This is a genomic window from Pseudarthrobacter sulfonivorans, assembly GCF_024391045.1.
GTDB classification, from domain to species: domain Bacteria; phylum Actinomycetota; class Actinomycetes; order Actinomycetales; family Micrococcaceae; genus Arthrobacter; species Arthrobacter sulfonivorans_B.
This window is the reverse complement of sequence record NZ_JANFCZ010000021.1, coordinates 1-20,781: the sequence shown is the minus strand read 5'-3', so window position 1 is coordinate 20,781 and position 20,781 is coordinate 1. Positions and strand designations below refer to the sequence as shown.

The following is a 20,781-nucleotide window of genomic DNA, read 5'->3' as shown; positions in this document are numbered from 1 at the left end:
AGGTGTGGACCGCCGCTTCAGGCCGGCTGCCGGTGCCGGTGCAGTCCGGCGGAATCGGCCAGGACGCCTTCACAACTGCGCACCACCACACGGCAGGCGTCGAGTGCGGTTCGGTCCGTCAGCGGATTCTCGGCCACCAGCCGCCAGCGGTGCAGGACTTGATGGGCAGCTGCGGTGATGTCCTCCCGTGAAGCCTCCGGCTGCAGGCCGAGGCGGACATGGGCTGCCACGCCGTCCCCTCCGATGAGCCGTTCGGCTTCGGCCGCCAGATCGTGCCGCAGCGGGATCCCGGTGGTGCGCAGCTCGGCCAGCAGATGTAGCTCGCGGAACTCGTGGGCATTGAGCTGCAGGCGTTCCAGTGCTGCGGCCAGGGGTCCGGTGCCTTCATGCGGCGAGCTTCGGAGCAGCTTTTCCACACCCACCAGTGCGGTCCGGGCCTTCAGGGCATCGGCGCGGGCATGGAACTGGTCTGCCAGCATGGACAGCAGCGGGTCCAGTCCGCTGCGGCGGGCCAGCTCGTGCGCCAGCGGGGTGGGATCCGTGAAGCCGGCCCGGAGCAGGACCACCCCCAGCCTGATCCCGAACACCCCGAACCGCTCCAGGAGCTGCGCCCTCGCCTCTGCCGTGAGCCCTTCCGGGTCGGTGGAGCGCAGGAACCTGTCCGCGGAAAGCATCAGCCGTTCCCTGTCTGCCCGGTCCATGGCGGCGAGGAGGGCCAGCGAGTCGTAGTCTGACTGGCGCATGCTCCGGGCGCTCTGGGCGAGGAGACCGGCCACCGGGACCACCCCCAATGCCAGCTTGCGCAGGCCGGGGTCCCGGCGGTACCGCTCGGCAATGTCTCCCGCGGAGATCATTGAATCGATCCTTCCGGCCCCTATTTCATCAGCACGGGACAGGACGGCCACAGAGTTCACGGTGCCGGAGCGGCCTGCTTCGGTGTCCTTGAAGGACTCCAGGAACCTGAGGTCGGAAGCATGCATGTGCCGCATCAGGTAGACAACGGCGTCCGCCTCAGACGGTGAGTCTGCCGGTGTGAGAAACCCGATGGAACGGGCAGAAACATTCTCGGACAGCGAGGCGATTCCCGGAGTGTCAATAAGGGTGACGTTCCGAAGACTTTCCGAGGGCCATTCCACCACCAGGCGTTCCACGTCTTCCGGGCCGTCCGCACCCAATTCGAAAACGAGCCGTCCGTTGACCCGTTTGAGGGGTAGCAGCCGCGGTTTTCCCCGGACGGGGTACAGCGTGATGCGGGGCGAGTGGGCGAACCGGTACCAGGTGACAATCCGGGTGCACTCGCCGGTGTCGGTGGGGGCGATCTCCTCGCCGATGATGGCGTTGAGCAGGGTTGATTTTCCAGCTTTGACCATTCCCGCCACGGCGATCCTCAAGGGTCCGGCCAACCTGCCGGCGTAGCCTTCCAGGGCCGCAACGGCGACGGGGTCATCCTCATAGACGGCGAGCGCCTCGTGAATCAGTTTTGCTGCTCCGGAGACCAGTGGCGACTTCATCCGGCCGCCACCGTCGGTGCGCGCCGGGGTGCGCCGGCCGGTCCCGGTCCACCTTTTGCAGGCGCCGACTCCCCCTCCGCTAACGCCCTGGCAGCCTGTTGCAGCGTGTCCACACGATTAAGCTCTGCCCTGATGTCCCGGATGCGCAGGTCTTTTTCGAGCGTGTACGTGGTGGCAGCTTTCTGCGCAGCTGCCACGGAGTCCGAAAGGGACCGGTGGTGCTCCTGGGCAATTTCGGTGAAATGGTCACGGGTGGTCCGCTGGACCAGCCGGAGCCTGTCTTTGAGTTGTTTGCCCACCTGGAACACCACATCGTCCAACTGACGGCGGACCAGCGTCTTGGCATCCGCCTGGCGACGCTTAAGCCTGGCTTCCTTGTCCTCCCGGTAGGCCTTACGGCCAAGGAGGAGACCGGCGCCGACGGAGAGCGGGTTGATCAGTGCCAGCCCGAAGAGGCCGGTCAGCAGTCCGAACATCAGGACCCCTCCATAGGAGCCCCGCATGCCGATGAGGACCTTCTGCATCGCGTTGATGCGCCCTTCATCCAACCCGGGCATGTCATCCACGGGATCCAGCGCGTCTCCGGTGTCGGAGACACGCAGGACAGGAAGCGCCACCTCATCCTCGGAGAAGTGCTCGGCAACCTGGGTTGCCAGCCATTGCGCCCGCTCACTGGTCCAGACAAAGGTGTCGGAGATGGCGGAAGCAGCGCTCTCTTCCAGCCATTTGGTGAACTCGCTCCATGTTGGGCCCGGATCGCCCTGGTCAATGGCCGTCTCAGCTTCGCGCTGGATCCGCCGTAACCGGTCCCGGAGGTCGTACTCCATGTCGGCGATCAGGTCGCCGATGCCATCATTGAGCGTGGTCTGCCAGCGGGCGGACTTCTTGCGGAGCTCATCGGCCTCCAGTTTGGCCGCTTCCAGGCTGGCGATCATGGCCGGTGTCCCCTGCGGGTCCTCCAGCGCAGCCAGTTCCGACTCCAGGGAGAGGCGAAGGTTGTCCGTGACGGACAGCAGGTCCTGGCTCACCGCGCGCCGCTGGATCCGTTCGGCCTTGCCCACTATTTCCGTCCGGAGGTGGCCCACCAAGGCAGGGAATCCCGATTCGGTGTTGAGTTCCGCGTCCTGCTGCCGCGCAGCCTCAAGGCGAAGATCCGAGGACAGCGGAAACAGCGGTATGTCCGGCGACACCCGGGCCAGGTGGTCCCGGTCCAGTTCGGCAACGCGGCGCCATTCCGGGTACAAATCCGTTTTGGACAACACACCTACGACGCTTGGCGTGATCCGCATGGCCTGCCGGAGGAACCGGATTTCGGGCTCGGTGTATTCCTGGGAGGCATCGGAGACGAGCAGCATGGCATCTGCTGTGGGCAACGCGGTCAGGGTGGTCAGTGTGTGGGTTGAACCCAGCCCGCCCACCCCCGGTGAATCGACAAGCGTCAGGCCACCGGCCAGCAACCGGCGGGGCAGGAAGACCTCGGCTGCCACCAGTTTCTTGGCATTGCCCGGATTCCCGCGCTCGGAAACGTACGCGGCCAGGTCACCGATGTTGATGGGCAGGCGCTCGAGGGCTTCTTCGTCGCCGGGCTCCGCATCCGCGTGCGGCACAAGGACAGATGCCGACGCCGGATCACCGTTCCGGACGACGGTGGGCACCGACGTGGCGATGTCGTCATCGACAGGGCAGACCGGCGCGTTGACCAGGGCGTTGATGAGTTTGCTTTTCCCTTGCTTGAATTCGCCCACCACAATCACGCGGATGCTGGGATCGTTCAGCCTGCGCAGGGTCTGGTCGAGGCGTTTGCGCAGGTCTGCGCGGCCGCCCTCGCTAACGATTTGGATGCCCCGTTCAACCAGTTTGACCAGTTGCGCCGCCGTTGCGGGGGCAGGCTGCCTTGCGACTGTTGAGGGATCCTCCGCCATCGCCGGTTCCTCCTGTCGTTGCGTTCGATCCACGGCAAGTCCTTTTGCGTCAGGTCGAAAAGGAATGTCGGGGATGAGCCAGGAAGAGCCCGGCAAAGGATGGTGATCCTTGGCCGGGCGCTGCCTGGACACTACGGATTAGGCTAGGAGGCTGCTGCGTCGTCGCCGGCCAGAGCCACATGCGTCTCGATCTCGGAGTTGTCCTGGAACGAATCCACCGCCACGAGCGAGTGGTCGGAATTGTCCTGGAACGAATCCGTTACGGCAAGCGAGTTGTCGGAATTGTCCTGGAAGGAGTCGGCAATAGCCAGCGAATTGTCGGTGGTGGTGTTGCCGACGTTGTCCAGGTTGTTCTCCGTGTTGCCCACATCCCGAACATCAACGGAATGGTCGGAGTGATCGGAATTGTCCGAGTTGTCCACGCGGTTATCGGAGTTATCCGAGTGGTCCGAGCTGTCGGAGTTATCCGAGTTGTCGTTGTAGGAATCAGCAACGTCCAGGTCCACATCGGTGTTGAAGGAATCGTCGATGTCCGTGTGGGTGTTGCCAACGCTGGCGTCACGGCCCGCGTTGACGGAGTTGTCCGTGGAGCTGTCGTTGGAGTTATCCGTGTTGTACGAGTCGCGGATGTTGTTGGAGTCCTTCATGTCCACGTCATCGCCCGCAGCCACTGCCCTGTCACCGGAGGCGATGACGGCGTGGTTGTCGAAGTACTGGCTGACATCGCCGTGCGCCCAGATGTTCTGGTTGACGGACTGGTCGGTGATGGTGTCCCGGTCATCCACAGTTGAGGTCCAGGAGTAGTTGTTGACCACGTTATGCAGCTGCTGGACGGCGTGGGAGTGGTCCCACCGGTCACCGTGGTCGCCGTGGTCGCCGCCGGACGGCGGGGGCGTCACCGCCACTGTGCCGCCGCCGGTTGCTGCACCGTTGCCGCCCGTGTTGTATGAGCGCTCGAAGGAGGACGCGTTGACGGTGATGGGAGCGAAGTCAAGAATTACAGGCATTGCAGCGTCAACATCCGCGGAGCAGACACCGCCAAGTCCCGCATCATCCAGGGCACCCTCGGGATCGTCCAGGAACGCCTGCGCTGCCTCGTGGTTTCCGAATAGGCTCATCAGGAACTGCACGAGGTCGTTTGCGAGTGTCGGCATTTGATGGTCCTCAAATCTTCTCTGAGTAGTGGGAGTCCGGCCTCACTACCGGGCTTGAATCAAACGTAGGGTCCCGGCCCCGGACCGGGCATCGGGTCGTTTCCCCCTATCGGCGGACCCCCTGCCGGGGGTTCCGTTCCCCCGCCGTTAGGGGTATTAGGGGGTCACTCGCTCTGGGGGTCGTCGGACCCCAAAGCAATCCTCAGCCTGATCAGGAGGTCCGAACGGTTTTCAGCCCCGAGCCGGCGGCGCATCCGGGCAATGTGGTGCTCGGCGGTACGCGGCGAAATGTAGATTGTTTCCCCGATTTCACGGTACGTCTTTCCTTCCAGCACCAGCCGCGCCACTTCCTTTTCGCGTTCGCTCAGCAGGGACGCGTCCGGCTGGCCGGCAGTGTTGACCTGGTCCGTGTGGGGTCCGTTGCGGCCCTCCGATGGGGAGCTGGGGCCGGGCCCGGACGAGTTCCCCTGCGGATGGAGGTCCCGGGCACAGGACAGGAGGCGCATCATGTCCCTGCGCTCATCCGCCCGTGCCGCGGCGTGGCCTGCCAGCCTTGCCCCTTCCCAAGGCATTCCGACGGCGTTCAGTCCACGGGCCGCGGCCTCCACCTCCGCGGCCTGGAACTTGCCGGCAAGGACGGATACCCAGGCTTTGCCCGCCGCCGCCAGTCGCGTGGCAAGGTGGCTCTGGTCTGCTGCCCGGGCCAGCGCGGCAGCGTGGGGTGCCAGGTCGCCGGGGCTTTCGTTTAGGAGGGCTGCCTGGACGGCGGCCCAGTGCAGGGGCAGGGACCACAGCGGCGGCTCCCCCAGATCCCGCAGCAGCTTCCACGCTTCGTCAAGGTAATGGGCTACCCGCCGGATCTCCCTCAGCCGGGCTGCCGTGATCATCAGTTCCCCCCACGGCAGCAGGCTGTACAGGTCAACGGTGGTGTGCAGCATGGCTTCGCGGGCGCGTTCCCAGGCCATTACCAAGTCATGGACTTCGCCGCTCCTGCGGGCCAGGCCCACTTCCAGGGCGGCGCGGAGGAATTCGTCGCGGGGCACCAGTGGCCAATGATTGGCCTTGGAGGCCTCGTTGATGGCCAGCCTGGCTTCGTCCGGGTTGTCCTGTTGCATGGAGGACCACGCCTGGAGCAGGAAGAGCCGGGGTTTGGCGGAGTCGCCGCCCTGGGAGGCTGCCGCCGCGGCCCGCGCAATCGTTTCCGCGAGGTGCGGTTCGCCGCTGTGCAGGGCCACAAGCGCAGCCAAGGCCCCGGGCGTTTCCGGAACCGGCAGGGCCGCCCCCGAAGCGTTCAGCATGTCGGACGCGTGGATGAGGGTTGGAAGTCCCTGGTGCGGATCCCCGGAGAGCGATTCCACGATGCCTCTTGCTGTCTGGGTCTGTGCCACAGCCAGGAGAGTGGGCGAACCTGCCGCAGAGTCCGCCGGGAACACAGCATCGGCCCCTGCGCGGTTCCCTGAGCCGACCATCGCAACCGCTGCGGCCGGCCCGGACGGTCCCAGCCTTGCCGGGCCCAGCCAGTTGTAAACGTCGGCGGCGCGGGCCAGCATCCCCCGCTGGGCCCAGACAGCGGCCGCCACATCAACTCCGAGACGGAGGTCAGGCGGATTCGGGCTCGTGAGCAGCCCATCGATGATCCGCCCGGCAGCATCCAGGTCCCCCGTGGCCGAAGCTGCCTGGGCCCGGCGGGCCGCAGTGGCCAGCTCGTCGGCCCCGGCGAGGAGGGCTTCGTCGTACAGCTGGGCGGCCAGCCCCGGATTGTGCTCCAAGGCCCGGTCACCGGCCTTTTCCAGCTCGGCGGCGACGCGGCGGTCCGCCAGTCCGCTGCGTGCCAGCTCGCGGGCAAGTTCGCCGAGGGGCCGGCCGTCTGCAGCGAAGCGGCCCACGAGTTCGCGCTGGAGTGCTTGGATCCGTGGAGCGGGCGTGGACGTCATAAGGGCCTGGTGGACGGTTCCCGCCAGGGTGCCATCGGCATTTAGCAGACCTGCCGATTCCGCGGCGGCCACCAAGGCTTCGAGGCTTTCCACCTGGCCGTCGGAAACTTTGCGCTCAAGGTCCTGCGGCAAGGGTCCAGGGAGTGTGAATCCCACCGCCAACGCCAGCAGGAGTTCCCTCACGGCGGCTGTTTCCCCGTGGAGCTGTGCCGCCACAAGCTGGGGGTTGGCGGGCGGGGTCAATCCGGTTTGCGGCGCGGCACGGTGGGGCATCGTGGTTCACCCTCCGGGCACTGTGGTTGGATCAGCGCTGGCCGAGGTCTGTATGGCCTGCGGTGCTGGGGCGGTTGTTTCCGTTGCCGTGGGTTGCGGCTGTGTGGTTGGCACCGGCTCCAGGCTTGGCGTCGGTGTCGGCCCGGGCGTTGGCGGCGGTGTCAGGTCGGGTGTGGGAGTTGCTGTGGTGGGTGGCGGCGTTGGCTCGGGTGTCGGGGCCGTAGTTGCCGGAGGGTCAGTCACTGGCGGCTGAGTCTCCGACGGCGGGACAGTCGCAGGCGTTGTGGGCGGAAGCGTTCCCGGCGCGGCCACCTCAGTCGGTGCGCCGGATGTGCCTGGTCCATCTGGCGCAGGCCCCGGCCCGGCATGCCCGGCAGCCGGCCCGCCAGTGGTTGCGACGGCCGCCGGGGCCGGCGCCGCGGAGGACGGGGATGGCTTGCCGGCGGGCGCGGCGGACGCCTCCAGCCCGGCGGAAGTAAAAGGGGCATCCCCAGGCTTTGCGCTCGCCTCAATGCCGATGCCGGCCATCGGTGACCCGCCCGGTGCACCGGAGACGGCACCGGACATGGTGCCGCCTGGAGCGGCATCAGCGGGCGCGGCCGGCGGAGCGAACATCGCGGTAAGGCTTCCCAGCCCCTCCGGGCTCCCCGCCGCTGTGGCAGTCAGGATGGTGAACAGGGCGGCCCCGGCAGCCACTGCCGTCAGTCGAATGGCCGGCCGCGGGGCGTGTGATCCGCTCTTCGCGCCGTGGGCGCGGCCGGCAGGTGCTCCACCGGCACCTGCCTGACCGGATCCTGCACTTTCGGAACCTGCGTGGCCGGAACGAAAGCCCCTGGCACCGTCGCCAGCGAGAGCGGCGGTGCCAGCCAAGGAGCCAACCGCTGCCCCGGATTTCCGGGACCAGCTGGCACGGCGGACAACGCCGTGCGGCTCAAAAGCTATGTCTGTCGGGCCGGGGATTTCAGGGATCCCGGCGGCAGTTTCAGCGGATGCGGCCGCCGCAGCCGGCCCGGCCACCCGAGCAGGCCCGGCTGGTTCAGCGGGCCCGGTAACCGGTGCGGGGGCGGCGCGGAGCGCGGCCACGGCGGCGCCGAGGCAGATGGAGGACTTGGGGTCCGCGTCCACGGCGATCGGCCGGTCCAGCTGTGCCGAGATCAGCTGTGCCACTAAGGGAATCCGTGACGAACCACCTATCAGGAGCACCGCGGTCAGGTCATCCGGCTCCAGGCCAAGCTGCTCCAGGGAGCGCTCCAGGGCGTCCACGGTCTCGCGGATCGGCTCGTCGATCATCGCCTCGAACTCGGAACGGACTAGCCGCACCTGTTGCTGCGCGCCGGGCAGGAACACCGCAATGTTCGCCTCGCTGTCGGCCGAGAGCGCTTCCTTCGCCTCCACGCATTCACGCTTGAGCCGGGCCAACGCCGCCAGGGCGCCCGGATCCTCCGGATCAATGGCCGCCAAAGCATCGCCCGTGTGGGCGGCCACGTGGCGGAGCACTTCGGCGTCGAAGTCGGCACCGCCGAGGCCATCGATGCCGTCCGGGCTGCCCAGCAGGTCGAAGTGGCCGCGGCCGTCCTTCCGCAGGATTGCGGTGTCAAAGGTCCCGCCGCCGAGGTCGTAGACGGCGATGGTACTGCCATCGTCCACACGCACCTGGGACGCGTAGTACAGCGCCGCCGCTTCCGGTTCACTGATGAGGGTGACGTTGTGCAGCCCCCTGGCTGCGAGTGCTGCCAGGACCGCCGAGGTCCGGTGTCCGCCCCAGGCCGCGGGGTGCGTGATGATGATTTCCGACGGCGGGGCGCCCTCACGTTCTGCGGCCCGGTCCACAACCCAGTGGGCCATGGTGGCAAAGATGTCTTCGGCCTGAAGTGAGAGCGTACCGACGGCCAGCGGGACACTGTCACCGATCCGGCGCTTGAACTCACGCACCACCCGGCCGGGATCGTCCAGGCCGCGGCGTTCTGCAGCCTCCCCGATCAGAAGGGGGCCCTCTTCGGGGTAGTACACAACAGACGGAACCGACGTGCCGCGGAGTCCCAACGGCAGGCTCTCCGGAACCGACGGGGCGCCCAGGTCATTCTTGGCAATGGCGGCGGCCGTGAAGCTGGTCCCGACATCTATCGCGAGAACGTAACTCATGGGTACCTCTGAACAACGCAGATGGCCGGTCCGCAAGCTTCATCACGGACAAGCTTCCACCAAGGTAGCATCACCGCCTGCCGGGCGACACCCTCATTTATACATCGATTGGCGTATCAAGCGGCCGCGATTTGGGGGTACCCGGCGAAACCCCTGCTCAGAGCCCCGAGTAGGAGTGCAGGCCGTTGAAGAACTGATTAACAATCGTGAAGTTGAAGACCACGCAGAGGTAGCCGACGATGGACAGCCAGGCGGCGCGGGTCCCGGTCCAGCCGCGGGTGGCGCGGGCGTGGAGGTAGCCGGCGTAGACCACCCAGATCACGAATGTCCAGACTTCCTTGGTGTCCCAGCCCCAGAAACGGCCCCAGGCCTTTTCGGCCCAGATGGCTCCGAACATCAGGGTGAACGTCCAGCCGATGAAGGCGATGGCATTGATCCGGTAGGAGAGGTTCTCCAGGCTGAGGGCGGAAGGAACCAGCCGCATGAAGCCCAGCTTGTCCCCACCGCCGGCTGCGATGGTCTTCTGCCGGTGGGACTGGACCAGTTGCAGCGCGGACATGGCAAACGTGAGGGTGAACAGCGCCGAGGACATGACGGCGATGGAGACGTGGATGATCAGCCAGTAGCTCTGCAGCGCCGGAACCAGGTGGCCCACCGGCGTCCAGTAGGCAACCGAAGCAGCCACGAGCATGACAATCGCCAGGCCCACCACGAACGTCCCCAGGAACCGCAGGTCGCGGCGGATCAGCACCAGCAGGAAGACGGCCACGGCCACAAAGGCACCCGTGGTGAGGAATTCGTACATGTTGCCCCACGGCACGCGGCCTGCGCCCAGCGCACGGGTGACCACGCCGGCGCCGTGGATCAGGACACCCAGCACGGTGAGGGCGACCGCAACCCGCGCGGGAACGCGGCGTTCCGCCGCATACCGCATGTCGGCGTCGGCCGTTTGCCCTGCCGCGGACATTGCCCCGGCCTGCTTGGCAGCGGACGACGACGGCCGTTCGGCCCGTCCTGCAGGCCCGGCCAGGTGCGAATCCACCCTGTCCGCTGCCGCGACCGAGCCACGGGCGGCCCCCGCGGATGCACCGACTCCCGCCGCTACCGGCACCTTGACCCCGGCCGAAGCCCCGGCAGCTTCGGCCGCTTTGAGGTCAATGGCGCGCAGGGCCTTGCTGCTCTTGGCAAGGTCCCACGCAAACGCGATGAAGGCCACGGTGTAGGTGCCTGCAGCGAGCAGCATCAGCAGTTCACTGTAGGCGCCCATGGTTTCGTTGATGGCAAAAGGCATTACTGGTCCTTTGTGGGTCCGGCGGTACCGGTGGGGGTGGTGACGGAGTCTGCGCCATTATCGTCCAGACGGCTGGGAGTTTGCTGGGTGGAGCCGGAATCATCAAGCTGCCACTCGTCAGTGAGCAACTTGCGGACGGCCTGCGCCTCGGCGGCCAGGCGGTGGTCCTCACCGCGGGCCAGGAGTCCGTATTCCACCATGGTCCGGCCGTCCTCGTGGGTTCCGGTCCGGACCCAGACGCGGCGGCGGTTGACGTAAAGCGAGACGATGAGTCCTGCCACGGCCAGCAGGGCGAAGATCAGTGCTGAGACCTGGCCGGGGTTGTGGTGGATGTCCACGCCGACGTACCGCTTCACGCCGTCGAAGCTGATGCTGCCCTTGCCGTCCGGCAGGGTGTACGTGCTTCCGGGTGCCAGGGTGATGCCGCCGGCCTCAAGCTTGCGGTTGTTCAGCGGGGTCAGGCCCTTGACGTCCAGTTCGAAGACGTTCTGCGGAGCCCCGTTATCAAGCCCCAGGTCACCGTAGTAGGAGTTCAGGGTGAGCTGCGGATTGAAGAGGCCCGGATCGCCGCTGAAGGAAATGCCTTCGTCCGTGACGAATGCGGTGGGCAGGAAGAACCCTACGAAGCCCAACTGGTCCGGCCGGGCATCGGGGACCTTGATGACCACGGAGGAGTAGTAGTTCTCGCCCTGGAGCTTGGCCACCACGGGACCCTGCATGGCCACGTTTCCGGCGCCGTCGCGGATGGTCACCACGGGGGCGTAGCCGTTGCCCGTCAGGTAGATACTGGTGCCGCCCAGGGTGACGGGATCGTTGACTTTGAGGGTTTCCTTCTTTTCCGGCGCGTCCGGACTTTCCTTGGTGGTGACCTGCGCGTTGAAGTCGATGGGCTGGCCGAGCTTGCCCCGGGATTCGCGGTCGAACGTGACATCGAACTTGTCCAGCTGGATGGAGTAGGGCTGCAGCTGGCTGGACTGGAAGTTGGTGCCGGGGGTGAACTGGTCGTAACCCACCAGGGTGTTCACGAACGTGTCGCCCTCAACGAGGATGCGCTGGCCGCTGTAGCCAAACAGGCCGCCGATGGCGACGGACACCAGCACGCCGATCAGCGAGGTGTGGAACACCAGGTTCCCCACCTCCTTCGCGAAGCCGCGCTCGGCACCCAAAGACGGCCGCGCGCCGCCGTCGTCCCTCACCTCAACGCGGTAGCCACGCTTCCGGAGCAGCCCCGCCGCGCTGTTGATGGCGTCCGACGCCGGGAGGCCGGCGTCGGCGGGCACCACCAGGGTGCCGTACTCGGGGAGGCGGGAGAGCCTTTTGGGGGTCCGTGGCGGCTGGGAGCGCATCGCCTTGTAGTGGGCGATGGCGCGCGGCACCACGCAGCCGATCAGCGAAATGAAAAGGAGGATGTAGATGGCCGAGAACCAGGCCGAGGAATAGACGTCGAAGAGCTGCAGCTTGTCCAGCACTTTTCCGTAGTCGCCGTTGTCCTTGATGTACTGCGTTACCACGAACGGGTTGGTGGGGCGCTGCGGGAACAGCGAGCCCGGGACCGCCGCTACAGCCAGCAGCAACAGGAGGAACAGCGCCGTGCGCATGCTGGTCAGCTGGGTCCAGGCCCAGCGCAGCATTCCCAAGGGCCCCAGGACGGGAAGTGACGCTTCTGCCTTGGCAGCGGCTACGGGTGCCGGAGACTTCTTGTTTTCTTTCACGCGCTCGCTCATCAGATTGGCAACTTCACATCGGTTTGGAACCAGTACTGCAGTTCGGTGACCCAGGCACCCCAGACGCCGCTGGCCATCAGCAGGCCCAGCACCACCAGGACGCCGCCGCCGAACCGCTGGATCGCCAGGCGGTGCTGGCGGAAGAAGGACATCACGCCCATGCCCCGGCGGACGGCGAGGGCAATCAGCAGGAACGGAATGCCAAGGCCCAGGCTGTAGACGAACGCCAGGAACGCGCCCTTGGCAGCGGAGGAACCGCCGGACAGGCTCAGCAGCTGAACCGCGGAGTAGGTGGGTCCGATACACGGGGCCCAGCCCAGGCCGAAGGTGAGGCCCAGGAGGGGCGCGCCCCACAGGCCGGCCGGCGGTTTGGCATGGATCTTGGCGTCACGCTGCAGCCAGCCGAATCCGCCCATGAACACCACGCCCATGATGATCACCAGGATCCCCAGAAGCTGGGTGATCCAGGCGTTCTGCGAGCCGGTGATCAGGGTGCCGAGCTGGCCGAAGGCTCCGCCCAGCAGCACAAAAATCACCGAGAAGCCCAGCACAAACAACCCGATGCCCGCGAACATCCGGCCGCGCTTCTGCTTCTGCAGGTCCACCCCGCTCAGGCCGGTGACGTACCCGAGGTAGCCGGGCACCAGGGGCAGCACGCACGGCGACAGGAAGGACACCAGGCCGGCGAGCAGGGCCACCGGGATGGCAAGCAGGAGTGAGCCGTTCAGGATGGTCTCGGCGAAGGGGCTGTTCACGGTCCGGGACCGCCGCTACTCTGCCACGGCGGCGGTGATGAGGGCTTTGAGGGTGCCCTTCTGGATTTCTCCCAGTACGCGCGAGGCAACCCGGCCCTGCTTGTCCAGGACCAGGGTGGTGGGGACTGCGCCGGGCGGGACGATCCCGGAGACGGCCAGGAGCACGCCGCCGTCCTTGTCGTCGAAGCTGGGGTAGGTCAGGTTGAACGTCTTGTCGAAAGCCTCGGCGGTGGCTTTTTCGTCGCGGAGGTTGACGCCGAAGAACTGCACACCCTGGTCCTTGAACTCCTGATGCAGTTCTTCCAGGATGGGCGCTTCAACCCGGCACGGGGCACAGGCGGCGAACCAGAAGTTCAGGACGGTCACCTTCCCCTGGAAGTCCTGGGGGCTGACGGCTGCGCCGTTGAACAGGGTGCCCTGGACGGCGACGGCGGACTTGCGGTCTCCTGCCGCGAATTCGGTCACCGAGCCGTCTCCGGCGATGTAGTTTTTGTTGTCGCCGGCCTTGGCCTGCTTGGCGAGGGCGTCCTCCTGGGCACAGGCGGACAGGCCCAGGGTAAGCGCCGTCAGGGCGGTGGCGCCGGCGGCGAGGACGGCGCGGCGGGACGCGGGACGCGGGTTGTTCAACATCTCAGGCTCCCGGGGTGGTGGCAGCACCGGGAAGAAGGGCGGCAGCAGGCTCGCTGTACTCCACGCGCAGGAGTGAGCCGGCGTCGTCGAACACCAAGGACGTGACAGAGGTCAGCGTGCACTCGCGCTTGCGCGGGTCGTGCCAGAGCGGACGGCCTTCGGCGCTGAGGCGGGTGGCCCAGATGGGGAGCTGGTGGCTGACCATGATGGCCTCGGGGCCGTGGGATCCGTAGTCCCCGGCGGCCAGTTCGATCGCGCGGAGCCTGGCATCCTCGACGGCGGCCCGGACACGTGCGGCCTGCGCCTTGTACGGTTCGCCCCAAGACGGCCGGAGCGGGTTGATCAGGTGCGGCCAGTGCTTGGGCTTCTTGAGCTCGGCCTTGGTGACCTTCATGCCCTGGAAGTAGTTCTCAGCCTCGATGATGCGCTCGTCAGTGTGGATTTCCAGGTGCAGGGCCTCTGCCGTGGGTGCCGCAGTTTCCTGCGCCCTGACCAGCGGAGACGCCGCCAGGTAGACGATACGGGCGCCCTCGGCGGCACGCTCAGCGAAGTGAGCCGCCAGCGTCTGCGCCATTTCCCGGCCCAGCTCTGAGAGGTGGAATTCGGGCAGCCTGCCGTACAGAACGCCGTCGGGATTATGGACCTCGCCGTGGCGGAGCAGATGGACAGTGGCTTGGGGCATGTGTACCAGTTTCTCAAAGATGGCGAGCTATCCGAAATCTTCTACATTGCGTAGAACTAAAACGTTGGGAAAAAAGTTCCTGAACAGGGAACAAAACATGCAAATGCATGCTTACACTAGACGCAGCGGACAGTTGATACTTCAACCGATCAGCCTATCCGGACCAGCACCCGACAATCCCAGGAGATACACCATGGCTCTTCCCGCAGACGTCACCACCGGCATCTGGACCCTCGACAACTCACACAGCGAAATCGGCTTCACGGTCCGCCACGCCGGCATCAGCAAGGTCCGCGGCCAGTTCAAGGATGCAACAGCAACCTTGGAGCTCGCCGAAAACGTGGCCGATTCCAAGATCAGCGCCACCATCCAGGCAGCCAGCTTCGACTCCGGCGACGTCAACCGGGACGGCCACGTCCGCGGCGAGGATTTCTTCGACGTCGAGAAGTTCCCGGAAATCTCCTTCGTCTCCAACGGCCTGGTGGCCCTGGCCAACAGCTACGAGCTGACCGGCGACCTGACCATCAAGGGCGTCACCCGTCCGGTCACCCTGGAGACCGAGTTCAACGGCGTGGCCGTTGATCCGTTCGGCATGACCCGCGCCGGCGTTTCCGCCGAAACCACCATCAGCCGCAAGGACTTCGGCCTGACCTGGAACGCTGTGCTGGATGCCGGCGGCGTGCTGGTCAGCGACAAGGTTGCCATCAACCTGGAGTTGGCGTTCATCGCCCCCGCAGCGTAGTTCTTCTCCCTCATACGTGCCGCGCACGCGCCCGGCCGCCTGGATCCCCAGCGATCCAGCCGGCCGGGCGCGCTGTGTTTAAGGCTCGTTGTGCTTAAGCCGCGCTGTGCTGAATCCGACGGGGTCCGCAATCTACAGTGAAGCCATGAGCACCCCCAACGATGCCCCGCAGCCCCAGCAGCCCGGCTCCCAGCCGCCTGCCGGCAACGTTCCTGCCGGCTACGAGCCGCCGCCGGGCTATGAACCGCCCCAGGGTTATCCCGCGCAGCCTCGCTACCAGCAGCCCGGTTCATTCCCGTTCCAGATGCCCGCGGATGGTCCACGCAACGTCGGCGATGCCCTGCCGAAAGGCGGCCTCACGGGCATGTTCAGCGTGAGGGGACTGCCTGTCGAACTCAAAGTCTCTTACTGGGTCTGGCTGATTGGCGGGATGCTGGGGGTCCTGGGTACCTTCTTCGGTTTACTGGCCACGTTGGCGGTCTTCACCGTGTCACCCGTACTGGCGGGAGTGATCCTCGTCCTGGTCCTGATTGCCCTCGCCCTGGCCGTCGCGCAGATCGTCCTGTCCATGAAGATGAAGGAAGGGAAGCAGTGGGCCCGCCTGGCGCTCACGATCGTTGCCGGCCTCTCGTTGCTCCTGGCGTTTCTGGGCAGCGGCGTCGGTGAAGGCATCGGCAACAACTGGCTCGGGTTCCTGATCAATGCCGCTGCGACAGTCCTGATGTGGCTGCCGAACTCGCAGGCCTGGTTCACCGCCGTCAAGGGCCGCCGTTAAGCCATCCCAGGCGAAACTTCCCACTTGCCCGGGCGGTACACCAAGCCCGGCGACCCGCTCGGCGTTCGGGCGCAGCCCGGAATACCTCTTGGGAATGACCCACCGTGACACGGCCGCGGGGTACGGTGGAATCAAGCCGTACTGGGGGCAGGGCCAGTGGACTGCACCCAGCAGCCGAACTGACTTCCAACCTGCAAAGGACCGCTCATGAGCACGCCAGTCCCGCCTCCCGTCCCCAACGAACCAGAGCCCGGCAATCAGCCCACGGCACCCCGTTACGGTGATAACAGCCCGCAGCCAGGGCAGGACACGCCCCCGTATGGCCAGAACGCTCCGGCTGCACCGCAGTACGGGCAGAACGCGCCGCAGTATGGACAAAACGCCCCGCAGGCGCCGCAGTACGGCCAGCAGGCCCCGCAGTACGGACAAAACGCACCTCAGTACGGACAAAACGCACCTCAGTATGGCCAGAACGCCCCCGCCCCGCAATACGGGCAGAATCCTCCGCAGTACGGCCAGCCCACTCCCCCGGCCTATGGACAGCAGCCGTTCGGACAGTCCCCCTACGCCCAGTACCCCTCGGAAAAGCCGCAGGCCACCGGGACTGGTGGCATACCGCAGTTGGTCAACGTCTCGTTCTGGCTCCTGATCGCCGCCGCGGCGGTGTTTGTCATCGGCATGCTGATGGGAATCACTATGCTGGATGACCCCATGATGCGCACCACCTTCGAGGACGCCATGCGCAACAGCGGCGCCTCCGGAACCACTGTTAATTTCGACGACTTCAAAGGCGCCCTGGCCGGCTTCCTCGTAGTCATCGCCATTCTTGGCGCAGCAATGTACCTTCTGGTGGCGTTCTTCATCCGCAAGGGTAAGAACTGGGCCCGGGTCCTGGGCACGGTCTTCGCCGCCCTGTCCGTCCTGAGCCTCTTCCAGGTACCCAGCTTCGGGACCCTGGGAACCCTGGCCGGCATCGCTGCGATCGTCCTGCTGTACCTGCCCGCAACCGCGCCCTACTTCCGCAGGCAGCAGCCGTTCGCCAACCCTTACACCACGCCGGGCAACCCGTACGGACAGTAAGTTCCACGCACTGATCCACACCGCAACGGTCGTGGACCCTGCAGCCGCCGAGTAAAACCTAGGCGGTCTGTTCCGGGGTCTGCGCCCGTTGTGCGTGGTAGGCCAGGATCTGCAGTTCGGTGGCCATGTCCACTTTGCGGAGGTTGACGCTGTCGGGGACCTGCAGCATAACGGGAGCAAAGCTGAGGATGCTGTGGACGCCGGCTGCCACCACGCGGTCGCAGACCGCCTGCGCAACCGCGGCCGGCAACGCCAGGACCGCCATGTTGGCGCCGGTCCGGTGAAGCACTGTTTCCAGGTCCGCAACGTCGCTGACGCGCAGCCACCCCACCTCATTGCCCACCACCATCTGGTCGGCATCAAAAATTGCCACCACATCAAAGCCACGGGATTCAAAGCCGCCGTACCGGGCCAGGGCCTTGCCCAGGTTACCGGCGCCCACAATGGCAACTTTCCAATCGTGGGTCAGGCCGAGCGCCGCGGAAATGTGGCGGCTGAGGTATTGGACTTCGTAGCCGACGCCGCGCGTTCCGTAGGAACCCACGTAGGACAGGTCTTTACGGAGGGTCGAGGAGCTGACGCCCGAGGCTTCCGCGAGGGACTCCGAGGACACCCGCTCCACACCGTCGGCCAGCAACGTGTTCAGGGCGCGCAGGTAGATGGTCAGCCGTGCCACGGCCGCAGGCGGAATCTGTTTGGCAATCTCCCCCGTCGGTGCCGCCGGTGGACCGTCTACGGCCCGGGGAGATGCATCCAGCGAACTCACTTTCCCCTCCATTGCCTCGCGTTGTGACTCCACTCTAGATCCCAGCCGCCTCTGCCAACAAAGCAAGCGACATATTTGGCAATCGGTTGCCTACCCGGCCATGGTGCGCTGCAGGACACGCTCAAGCCGTGCCTCGTCGATCTTCCAGAAGTCGCGCTGGACGCCATCAACCAGCACCACCGGTATCTCTTCGGCATACCGCTCCCGGAGTTCGGGCAGGTCGTCAACCAACTGTTCCGTCCACCCAAGTCCCAGAGCAGACGTGACGCGTCCGACGGCGTCGCGCGCGTCCGCGCACAGGTGACAGTTTGATTTGGTGATGAGGACTACCTCCGGCTTGGCCATGCCTTAACCGTATCGCCCTTTGGGCGCCCCGCCGGGGCGCCCACGGCCGCCGGGGGCGCGGCTGAAGTCCTCAAGCTCCGACTATTGACTAGACTCGTGGACATGCCCGAGGAGAAGTACGTCGCTGTAGTCACCCAGCCGGATGCGGTGATGCAGACCGGCGAAGCGGCCTTCTTCGATGTCGACAACACCCTGATGAAGGGCGCCAGCCTCTTCCATGTGGCCCGCAAGATGCACCAGCGCGGCGCATTTACCTTGACCCAGGCCGCCGGCTTCGCCTGGAAGCAGTTTAAGTTCGTGGCCCGGGGCGAGAACATGGATGACGTCCACGCGGTCCGGGACTCGGCCCTCACCCTCGCAGCCGGCATCACGGTGGACGACATCAAGGCACTGGGCGAGGAAGTCTACGACGAAATGATCGCCTCCAGGATCTGGCCCGGAACCAAGGCCCTGGCGCAGCAGCACCTGCGCGTGGGACGGCGCGTCTGGCTGGTCACGGCCACGCCCATCGAGGTTGCCACGGTCATCTCCACCCGGCTGAGCCTTACTGGGGCCCTGGGGACTGTTGGCGAGGTGGCCGACGGCATGTACACCGGCCGGCTGGTGGGCGACATTCTGCACGGCTCGGCCAAAGCTGTAGCCGTCCGGGAGCTCGCCGACGCCGAGGGGCTGGACCTCAAGCGGTGCTGGGCCTACAGCGATTCCTATAACGACATCCCGCTACTGACCCTCGTGGGGCACCCTGTGGCGATCAATCCGGATTCCCGGCTGCGACGGCACGCGCGCGATCACAACTGGCCGGTCTACGATTTCCGCTCCGGCCGCCGCGCTGCCACACTGGGGCTCAAGATGGCGACTGTCGGCGGCGCCATCTACGGCCTGTGGCGGGGCTTCGCGCGCATCCGCGGCCCCCGCATCTAGGCCCCGCATCTAGGTCGCAATAGATGTCGTTATGAGCGCTCATAACCGCATCTACTGCGACTTACTTGGGTGCAGGAGCAACAAAAATGCCCGCCGCCGGGAAGGCAACGGGCATTTTCACGCTTGAAGTATCTCTACTTCTTATTGCGACGCTGGTGACGGGTCTTGCGAAGCAGCTTGCGGTGCTTCTTCTTGGCCATACGCTTGCGACGCTTCTTAATAACTGAACCCACGAAAGTTCCTCACAAACTAGATGCAGTACCTGTCTGATGGAAAAGGTCCGTGGACAGAGCTACAGACAAAAACAACTGACAGATTCTTACAATGACGTAAAACGTTCCTTAACAGGGTACCGCTTCTTTGCGGCGGCCACTGACCGCGGCCGTCCCATAGGCCGAAAAGATGTTTAGGCCGTTTCGGTGTGCCCGTCCACCACCGCACCCTTGAGGTACTGTTCGACGGCACTTTCCGGCACCCGGTACGACCGGCCGAAACGCACCGCGGGCATTTCGCCGGAATGGACCAGGCGGTAGACGGTCATTTTGGAGACGCGCATGACCTCGGCCACTTCGGCCACGGTCAGGAACTTCGCGTTCGAGAAGTTCTGTTCTGCGGACATTTCCCTATTCCTTTGCTGACGGATGACGACTAACCCCAGCTGTGTTCCATTGCGGTGTGCCGATGCTGAGCCATCCACCAACCATGTGATAGATACTCTAGAGGTTCATGGGGCTGTAGTGAAAGTCATTCCGCGTAATCCCTATGCAACACGGCGTTTCCGGGCGGAGGCGGCAAGCTGGTCCAGCACCGAAACCGACACGTCCCATTCCATGCAGGCATCGGTGACGCTCTGCCCGTAGACCAGATCGGACGTGCCCCCGGCGTGCTCGGCAACGTCCAGGTTCTGGGCGCCGCCCACCAGGAAGCTTTCCAGCATGACACCGGCAACAGCCTGCGCCGCCTGGCCACCCTCTTCGAGCTGGGCGCCGATTTCCAGTGCGACTTCGGCCTGCCGGTGGTGGCTCTTGCCGCTGTTGGCGTGGCTGGCGTCCACAATCAGGCGCGGGTTGAGGCCCTTGCCCCGGAGCTTGGCAGAGGCGCTTTCGACGTCGGCTGCCGAGTAGTTGGGCCCCTTGCGTCCGCCGCGGAGAATGACGTGCGTATCAGGATTCCCGGCGGTGGTCACCAGCGCGGCACGGCCGTCGCCGTCGATTCCCAGGAATGCCTGCGCTGCCGCGGCGGCGCCGCACGCGTCCACCGCGACCTGGAGATCGCCGTCGGTCCCGTTCTTGAAACCGATGGGCATGGACAGCCCGGACGCGAGCTGGCGGTGGATCTGGCTCTCCGTGGTGCGGGCCCCGATGGCGCCCCAGGAGATGAGGTCCGCCATGTACTGCGGGCTGATGGGCTCGAGGAACTCGGTGGCGGTGGGCAGTCCGAGCGCGGTGACCTGCTGCAGGAACTGCCGGGCGGTTCGGAGCCCCGTGACCATGTCGTGGCTGCCGTCCAGGCGGGGATCGTTGATGAGGCCCTTCCAGCCCACCGTGGTGCGCGGCTTCTCGAAGTAGGTCCGCATGACAATCAGCAGGTCTTCTTTGTGCTTCTCGGCCTGGCTGACCAGCCGGCGGGCGTATTCGAGGCCGGCCTTGGGGTCGTGGATGGAGCAGGGGCCCACGATGACCAGCAGGCGGTCATCCACGCCGTCCATGATGGCACGGACCTCATCGCGGCCGCGTTCGACGACGTCCGTCACCCGGTCATTCAGCGGCAACTCGGCGATGAGTTCCGCAGGCGTGGGCAGCGGCGTGAATTCGCTGACGCGCAGGTTGGACGTGGATTTAGCGGGAGTGGCTGTCGCGGTGCTCATGTTCGGGGTCCTGTTCCGGAAGGGAAGCGGGCCCAGATCAGAACCCGCCGGAGAAATGGCGAAGGGCAGAGAATGATCTCTGCCCTGTTGGCTCTGAAGGTAGTTGGATGCGTGTCAGTTAGACGCGGGCCCCTCCAGAGCCAACGAAAAATACGCATACCAACGGTTTGTCATGGAAATGACCATAAACCCGGGCCCGCGGATCGCCAAATCAGTCGCGTCACACGCAGAAATGCGAACCTGGCAGTCAGCTCCTAAGCTCCCTAT

19 protein-coding genes are annotated in these 20,781 nt (G+C 65.6%); 4 read left to right on the top strand and 15 right to left on the bottom strand.

Features of this window, described 5'->3' with window-relative positions:
* Positions 1-17: 17 nt before the first annotated feature.
* From NQJ30_RS13855 to NQJ30_RS13810, 10 genes are all read right to left on the bottom strand, one after another.
* Positions 18-1,511, bottom strand: coding sequence for a dynamin family protein (locus tag NQJ30_RS13855; protein WP_255770538.1), 1,494 nt, complete (start codon positions 1,509-1,511; stop codon positions 18-20).
* The gene (locus NQJ30_RS13850) at positions 1,508-3,433 is read right to left on the bottom strand and encodes a dynamin family protein (protein ID WP_255770593.1); all 1,926 of its coding nucleotides are present in this window, start codon (positions 3,431-3,433) and stop codon (positions 1,508-1,510) included. Before NQJ30_RS13850 ends, NQJ30_RS13855 begins: the two co-directional genes overlap by 4 nt.
* A 143-nt stretch (positions 3,434-3,576) precedes the next feature.
* Positions 3,577-4,587 (bottom strand): IniB N-terminal domain-containing protein, encoded by a 1,011-nt coding sequence (locus NQJ30_RS13845; RefSeq protein ID WP_255770537.1) that lies wholly within the window; start codon positions 4,585-4,587, stop codon positions 3,577-3,579.
* Between the two features lie 164 nt (positions 4,588-4,751).
* Positions 4,752-6,794: a LuxR C-terminal-related transcriptional regulator gene (locus tag NQJ30_RS13840; RefSeq protein WP_255770535.1), complete on the bottom strand. Its 2,043-nt coding sequence runs from the start codon at positions 6,792-6,794 to the stop codon at positions 4,752-4,754.
* Positions 6,795-6,800: 6 nt separating this feature from the next.
* Entirely contained in the window at positions 6,801-8,936 is a 2,136-nt protein-coding gene (locus NQJ30_RS13835) for an Hsp70 family protein (RefSeq protein ID WP_255770534.1), read from the bottom strand.
* A gap of 157 nt (positions 8,937-9,093) precedes the next feature.
* Positions 9,094-10,227, bottom strand: coding sequence for a c-type cytochrome biogenesis protein CcsB (gene ccsB, locus NQJ30_RS13830; RefSeq protein ID WP_255770533.1), 1,134 nt, complete (start codon positions 10,225-10,227; stop codon positions 9,094-9,096).
* On the bottom strand, positions 10,227-11,951 hold the full coding sequence (gene resB / locus NQJ30_RS13825; protein WP_255770532.1) for a cytochrome c biogenesis protein ResB: 1,725 nt from the start codon (positions 11,949-11,951) through the stop codon (positions 10,227-10,229). Before resB ends, ccsB begins: the two co-directional genes overlap by 1 nt.
* The gene (locus NQJ30_RS13820) at positions 11,951-12,706 is read right to left on the bottom strand and encodes a cytochrome c biogenesis CcdA family protein (RefSeq protein ID WP_255770531.1); all 756 of its coding nucleotides are present in this window, start codon (positions 12,704-12,706) and stop codon (positions 11,951-11,953) included. The genes resB and NQJ30_RS13820 overlap by 1 nt, the downstream gene beginning before the upstream one ends.
* Positions 12,707-12,721: 15 nt before the next feature.
* Positions 12,722-13,336, bottom strand: coding sequence for a TlpA family protein disulfide reductase (locus NQJ30_RS13815; protein ID WP_255770530.1), 615 nt, complete (start codon positions 13,334-13,336; stop codon positions 12,722-12,724).
* A gap of 1 nt (position 13,337) precedes the next feature.
* Positions 13,338-14,018, bottom strand: coding sequence for a histidine phosphatase family protein (locus NQJ30_RS13810; protein WP_255770529.1), 681 nt, complete (start codon positions 14,016-14,018; stop codon positions 13,338-13,340).
* Positions 14,019-14,211: 193 nt separating this feature from the next.
* Between NQJ30_RS13810 and NQJ30_RS13805 the strand changes: the two genes are divergently transcribed.
* From NQJ30_RS13805 to NQJ30_RS13795, 3 genes are all read left to right on the top strand, one after another.
* Positions 14,212-14,760: a YceI family protein gene (locus NQJ30_RS13805; RefSeq protein WP_255770528.1), complete on the top strand. Its 549-nt coding sequence runs from the start codon at positions 14,212-14,214 to the stop codon at positions 14,758-14,760.
* A gap of 145 nt (positions 14,761-14,905) precedes the next feature.
* On the top strand, positions 14,906-15,535 hold the full coding sequence (locus NQJ30_RS13800) for a hypothetical protein (RefSeq protein ID WP_255770527.1): 630 nt from the start codon (positions 14,906-14,908) through the stop codon (positions 15,533-15,535).
* 207 nt (positions 15,536-15,742) lie between these two features.
* Positions 15,743-16,615: a Yip1 family protein gene (locus NQJ30_RS13795; protein ID WP_255770525.1), complete on the top strand. Its 873-nt coding sequence runs from the start codon at positions 15,743-15,745 to the stop codon at positions 16,613-16,615.
* 58 nt (positions 16,616-16,673) lie between these two features.
* On the opposite strand, the gene NQJ30_RS13790 is transcribed toward NQJ30_RS13795, so the two are convergent.
* Both NQJ30_RS13790 and NQJ30_RS13785 read right to left on the bottom strand, forming a co-directional pair.
* Positions 16,674-17,381: a redox-sensing transcriptional repressor Rex gene (locus NQJ30_RS13790; protein WP_255770524.1), complete on the bottom strand. Its 708-nt coding sequence runs from the start codon at positions 17,379-17,381 to the stop codon at positions 16,674-16,676.
* Between the two features lie 90 nt (positions 17,382-17,471).
* Positions 17,472-17,726 (bottom strand): glutaredoxin family protein, encoded by a 255-nt coding sequence (locus NQJ30_RS13785; protein ID WP_255770523.1) that lies wholly within the window; start codon positions 17,724-17,726, stop codon positions 17,472-17,474.
* A 102-nt stretch (positions 17,727-17,828) separates the two neighbouring features.
* On the opposite strand from NQJ30_RS13785, the gene NQJ30_RS13780 reads away from it, so the two are divergent.
* On the top strand, positions 17,829-18,647 hold the full coding sequence (locus NQJ30_RS13780) for an HAD family hydrolase (protein ID WP_255770521.1): 819 nt from the start codon (positions 17,829-17,831) through the stop codon (positions 18,645-18,647).
* Between the two features lie 134 nt (positions 18,648-18,781).
* Here the strand turns inward: NQJ30_RS13780 and NQJ30_RS13775 are convergent, their stop codons facing one another.
* The 3 genes from NQJ30_RS13775 to NQJ30_RS13765 all read right to left on the bottom strand — a co-directional run bounded on the left by NQJ30_RS13775 (position 18,782) and on the right by NQJ30_RS13765 (position 20,514).
* Positions 18,782-18,880, bottom strand: a complete 99-nt coding sequence (locus NQJ30_RS13775; RefSeq protein ID WP_003792170.1) for a 30S ribosomal protein bS22 — start codon at positions 18,878-18,880, stop codon at positions 18,782-18,784.
* A 173-nt stretch (positions 18,881-19,053) separates the two neighbouring features.
* Positions 19,054-19,266: a helix-turn-helix domain-containing protein gene (locus NQJ30_RS13770; RefSeq protein ID WP_190987656.1), complete on the bottom strand. Its 213-nt coding sequence runs from the start codon at positions 19,264-19,266 to the stop codon at positions 19,054-19,056.
* 141 nt (positions 19,267-19,407) lie between these two features.
* Positions 19,408-20,514 carry a 3-deoxy-7-phosphoheptulonate synthase gene (locus tag NQJ30_RS13765; RefSeq protein ID WP_255770520.1) on the bottom strand — a complete coding sequence of 369 codons (1,107 nt, stop codon included), beginning with the start codon at positions 20,512-20,514 and terminating at the stop codon, positions 19,408-19,410.
* Positions 20,515-20,781 lie beyond the last annotated feature (267 nt).

Excerpts from the sequence above, each read along its gene's own strand:
- NQJ30_RS13785 (WP_255770523.1), bottom strand. The coding sequence starts at position 17,726 with ATGGCCAAGCCGGAGGTAGTCCTCATCACCAAATCAAACTGTCACCTG.
- NQJ30_RS13815 (WP_255770530.1), bottom strand. The coding sequence starts at position 13,336 with ATGTTGAACAACCCGCGTCCCGCGTCCCGCCGCGCCGTCCTCGCCGCC.
- resB (WP_255770532.1), bottom strand. The coding sequence starts at position 11,951 with ATGAGCGAGCGCGTGAAAGAAAACAAGAAGTCTCCGGCACCCGTAGCC.
- NQJ30_RS13800 (WP_255770527.1), top strand. The coding sequence starts at position 14,906 with ATGAGCACCCCCAACGATGCCCCGCAGCCCCAGCAGCCCGGCTCCCAG.
- NQJ30_RS13845 (WP_255770537.1), bottom strand. The coding sequence starts at position 4,587 with ATGCCGACACTCGCAAACGACCTCGTGCAGTTCCTGATGAGCCTATTC.
- NQJ30_RS13795 (WP_255770525.1), top strand. The coding sequence starts at position 15,743 with ATGAGCACGCCAGTCCCGCCTCCCGTCCCCAACGAACCAGAGCCCGGC.
- NQJ30_RS13765 (WP_255770520.1), bottom strand. The coding sequence starts at position 20,514 with ATGAGCACCGCGACAGCCACTCCCGCTAAATCCACGTCCAACCTGCGC.
- NQJ30_RS13850 (WP_255770593.1), bottom strand. The coding sequence starts at position 3,433 with ATGGCGGAGGATCCCTCAACAGTCGCAAGGCAGCCTGCCCCCGCAACG.
- NQJ30_RS13855 (WP_255770538.1), bottom strand. The coding sequence starts at position 1,511 with ATGAAGTCGCCACTGGTCTCCGGAGCAGCAAAACTGATTCACGAGGCG.
- NQJ30_RS13805 (WP_255770528.1), top strand. The coding sequence starts at position 14,212 with ATGGCTCTTCCCGCAGACGTCACCACCGGCATCTGGACCCTCGACAAC.
- NQJ30_RS13835 (WP_255770534.1), bottom strand. The coding sequence starts at position 8,936 with ATGAGTTACGTTCTCGCGATAGATGTCGGGACCAGCTTCACGGCCGCC.
- ccsB (WP_255770533.1), bottom strand. The coding sequence starts at position 10,227 with ATGCCTTTTGCCATCAACGAAACCATGGGCGCCTACAGTGAACTGCTG.
- NQJ30_RS13840 (WP_255770535.1), bottom strand. The coding sequence starts at position 6,794 with ATGCCCCACCGTGCCGCGCCGCAAACCGGATTGACCCCGCCCGCCAAC.
- NQJ30_RS13770 (WP_190987656.1), bottom strand. The coding sequence starts at position 19,266 with ATGTCCGCAGAACAGAACTTCTCGAACGCGAAGTTCCTGACCGTGGCC.
- NQJ30_RS13780 (WP_255770521.1), top strand. The coding sequence starts at position 17,829 with ATGCCCGAGGAGAAGTACGTCGCTGTAGTCACCCAGCCGGATGCGGTG.
- NQJ30_RS13810 (WP_255770529.1), bottom strand. The coding sequence starts at position 14,018 with ATGCCCCAAGCCACTGTCCATCTGCTCCGCCACGGCGAGGTCCATAAT.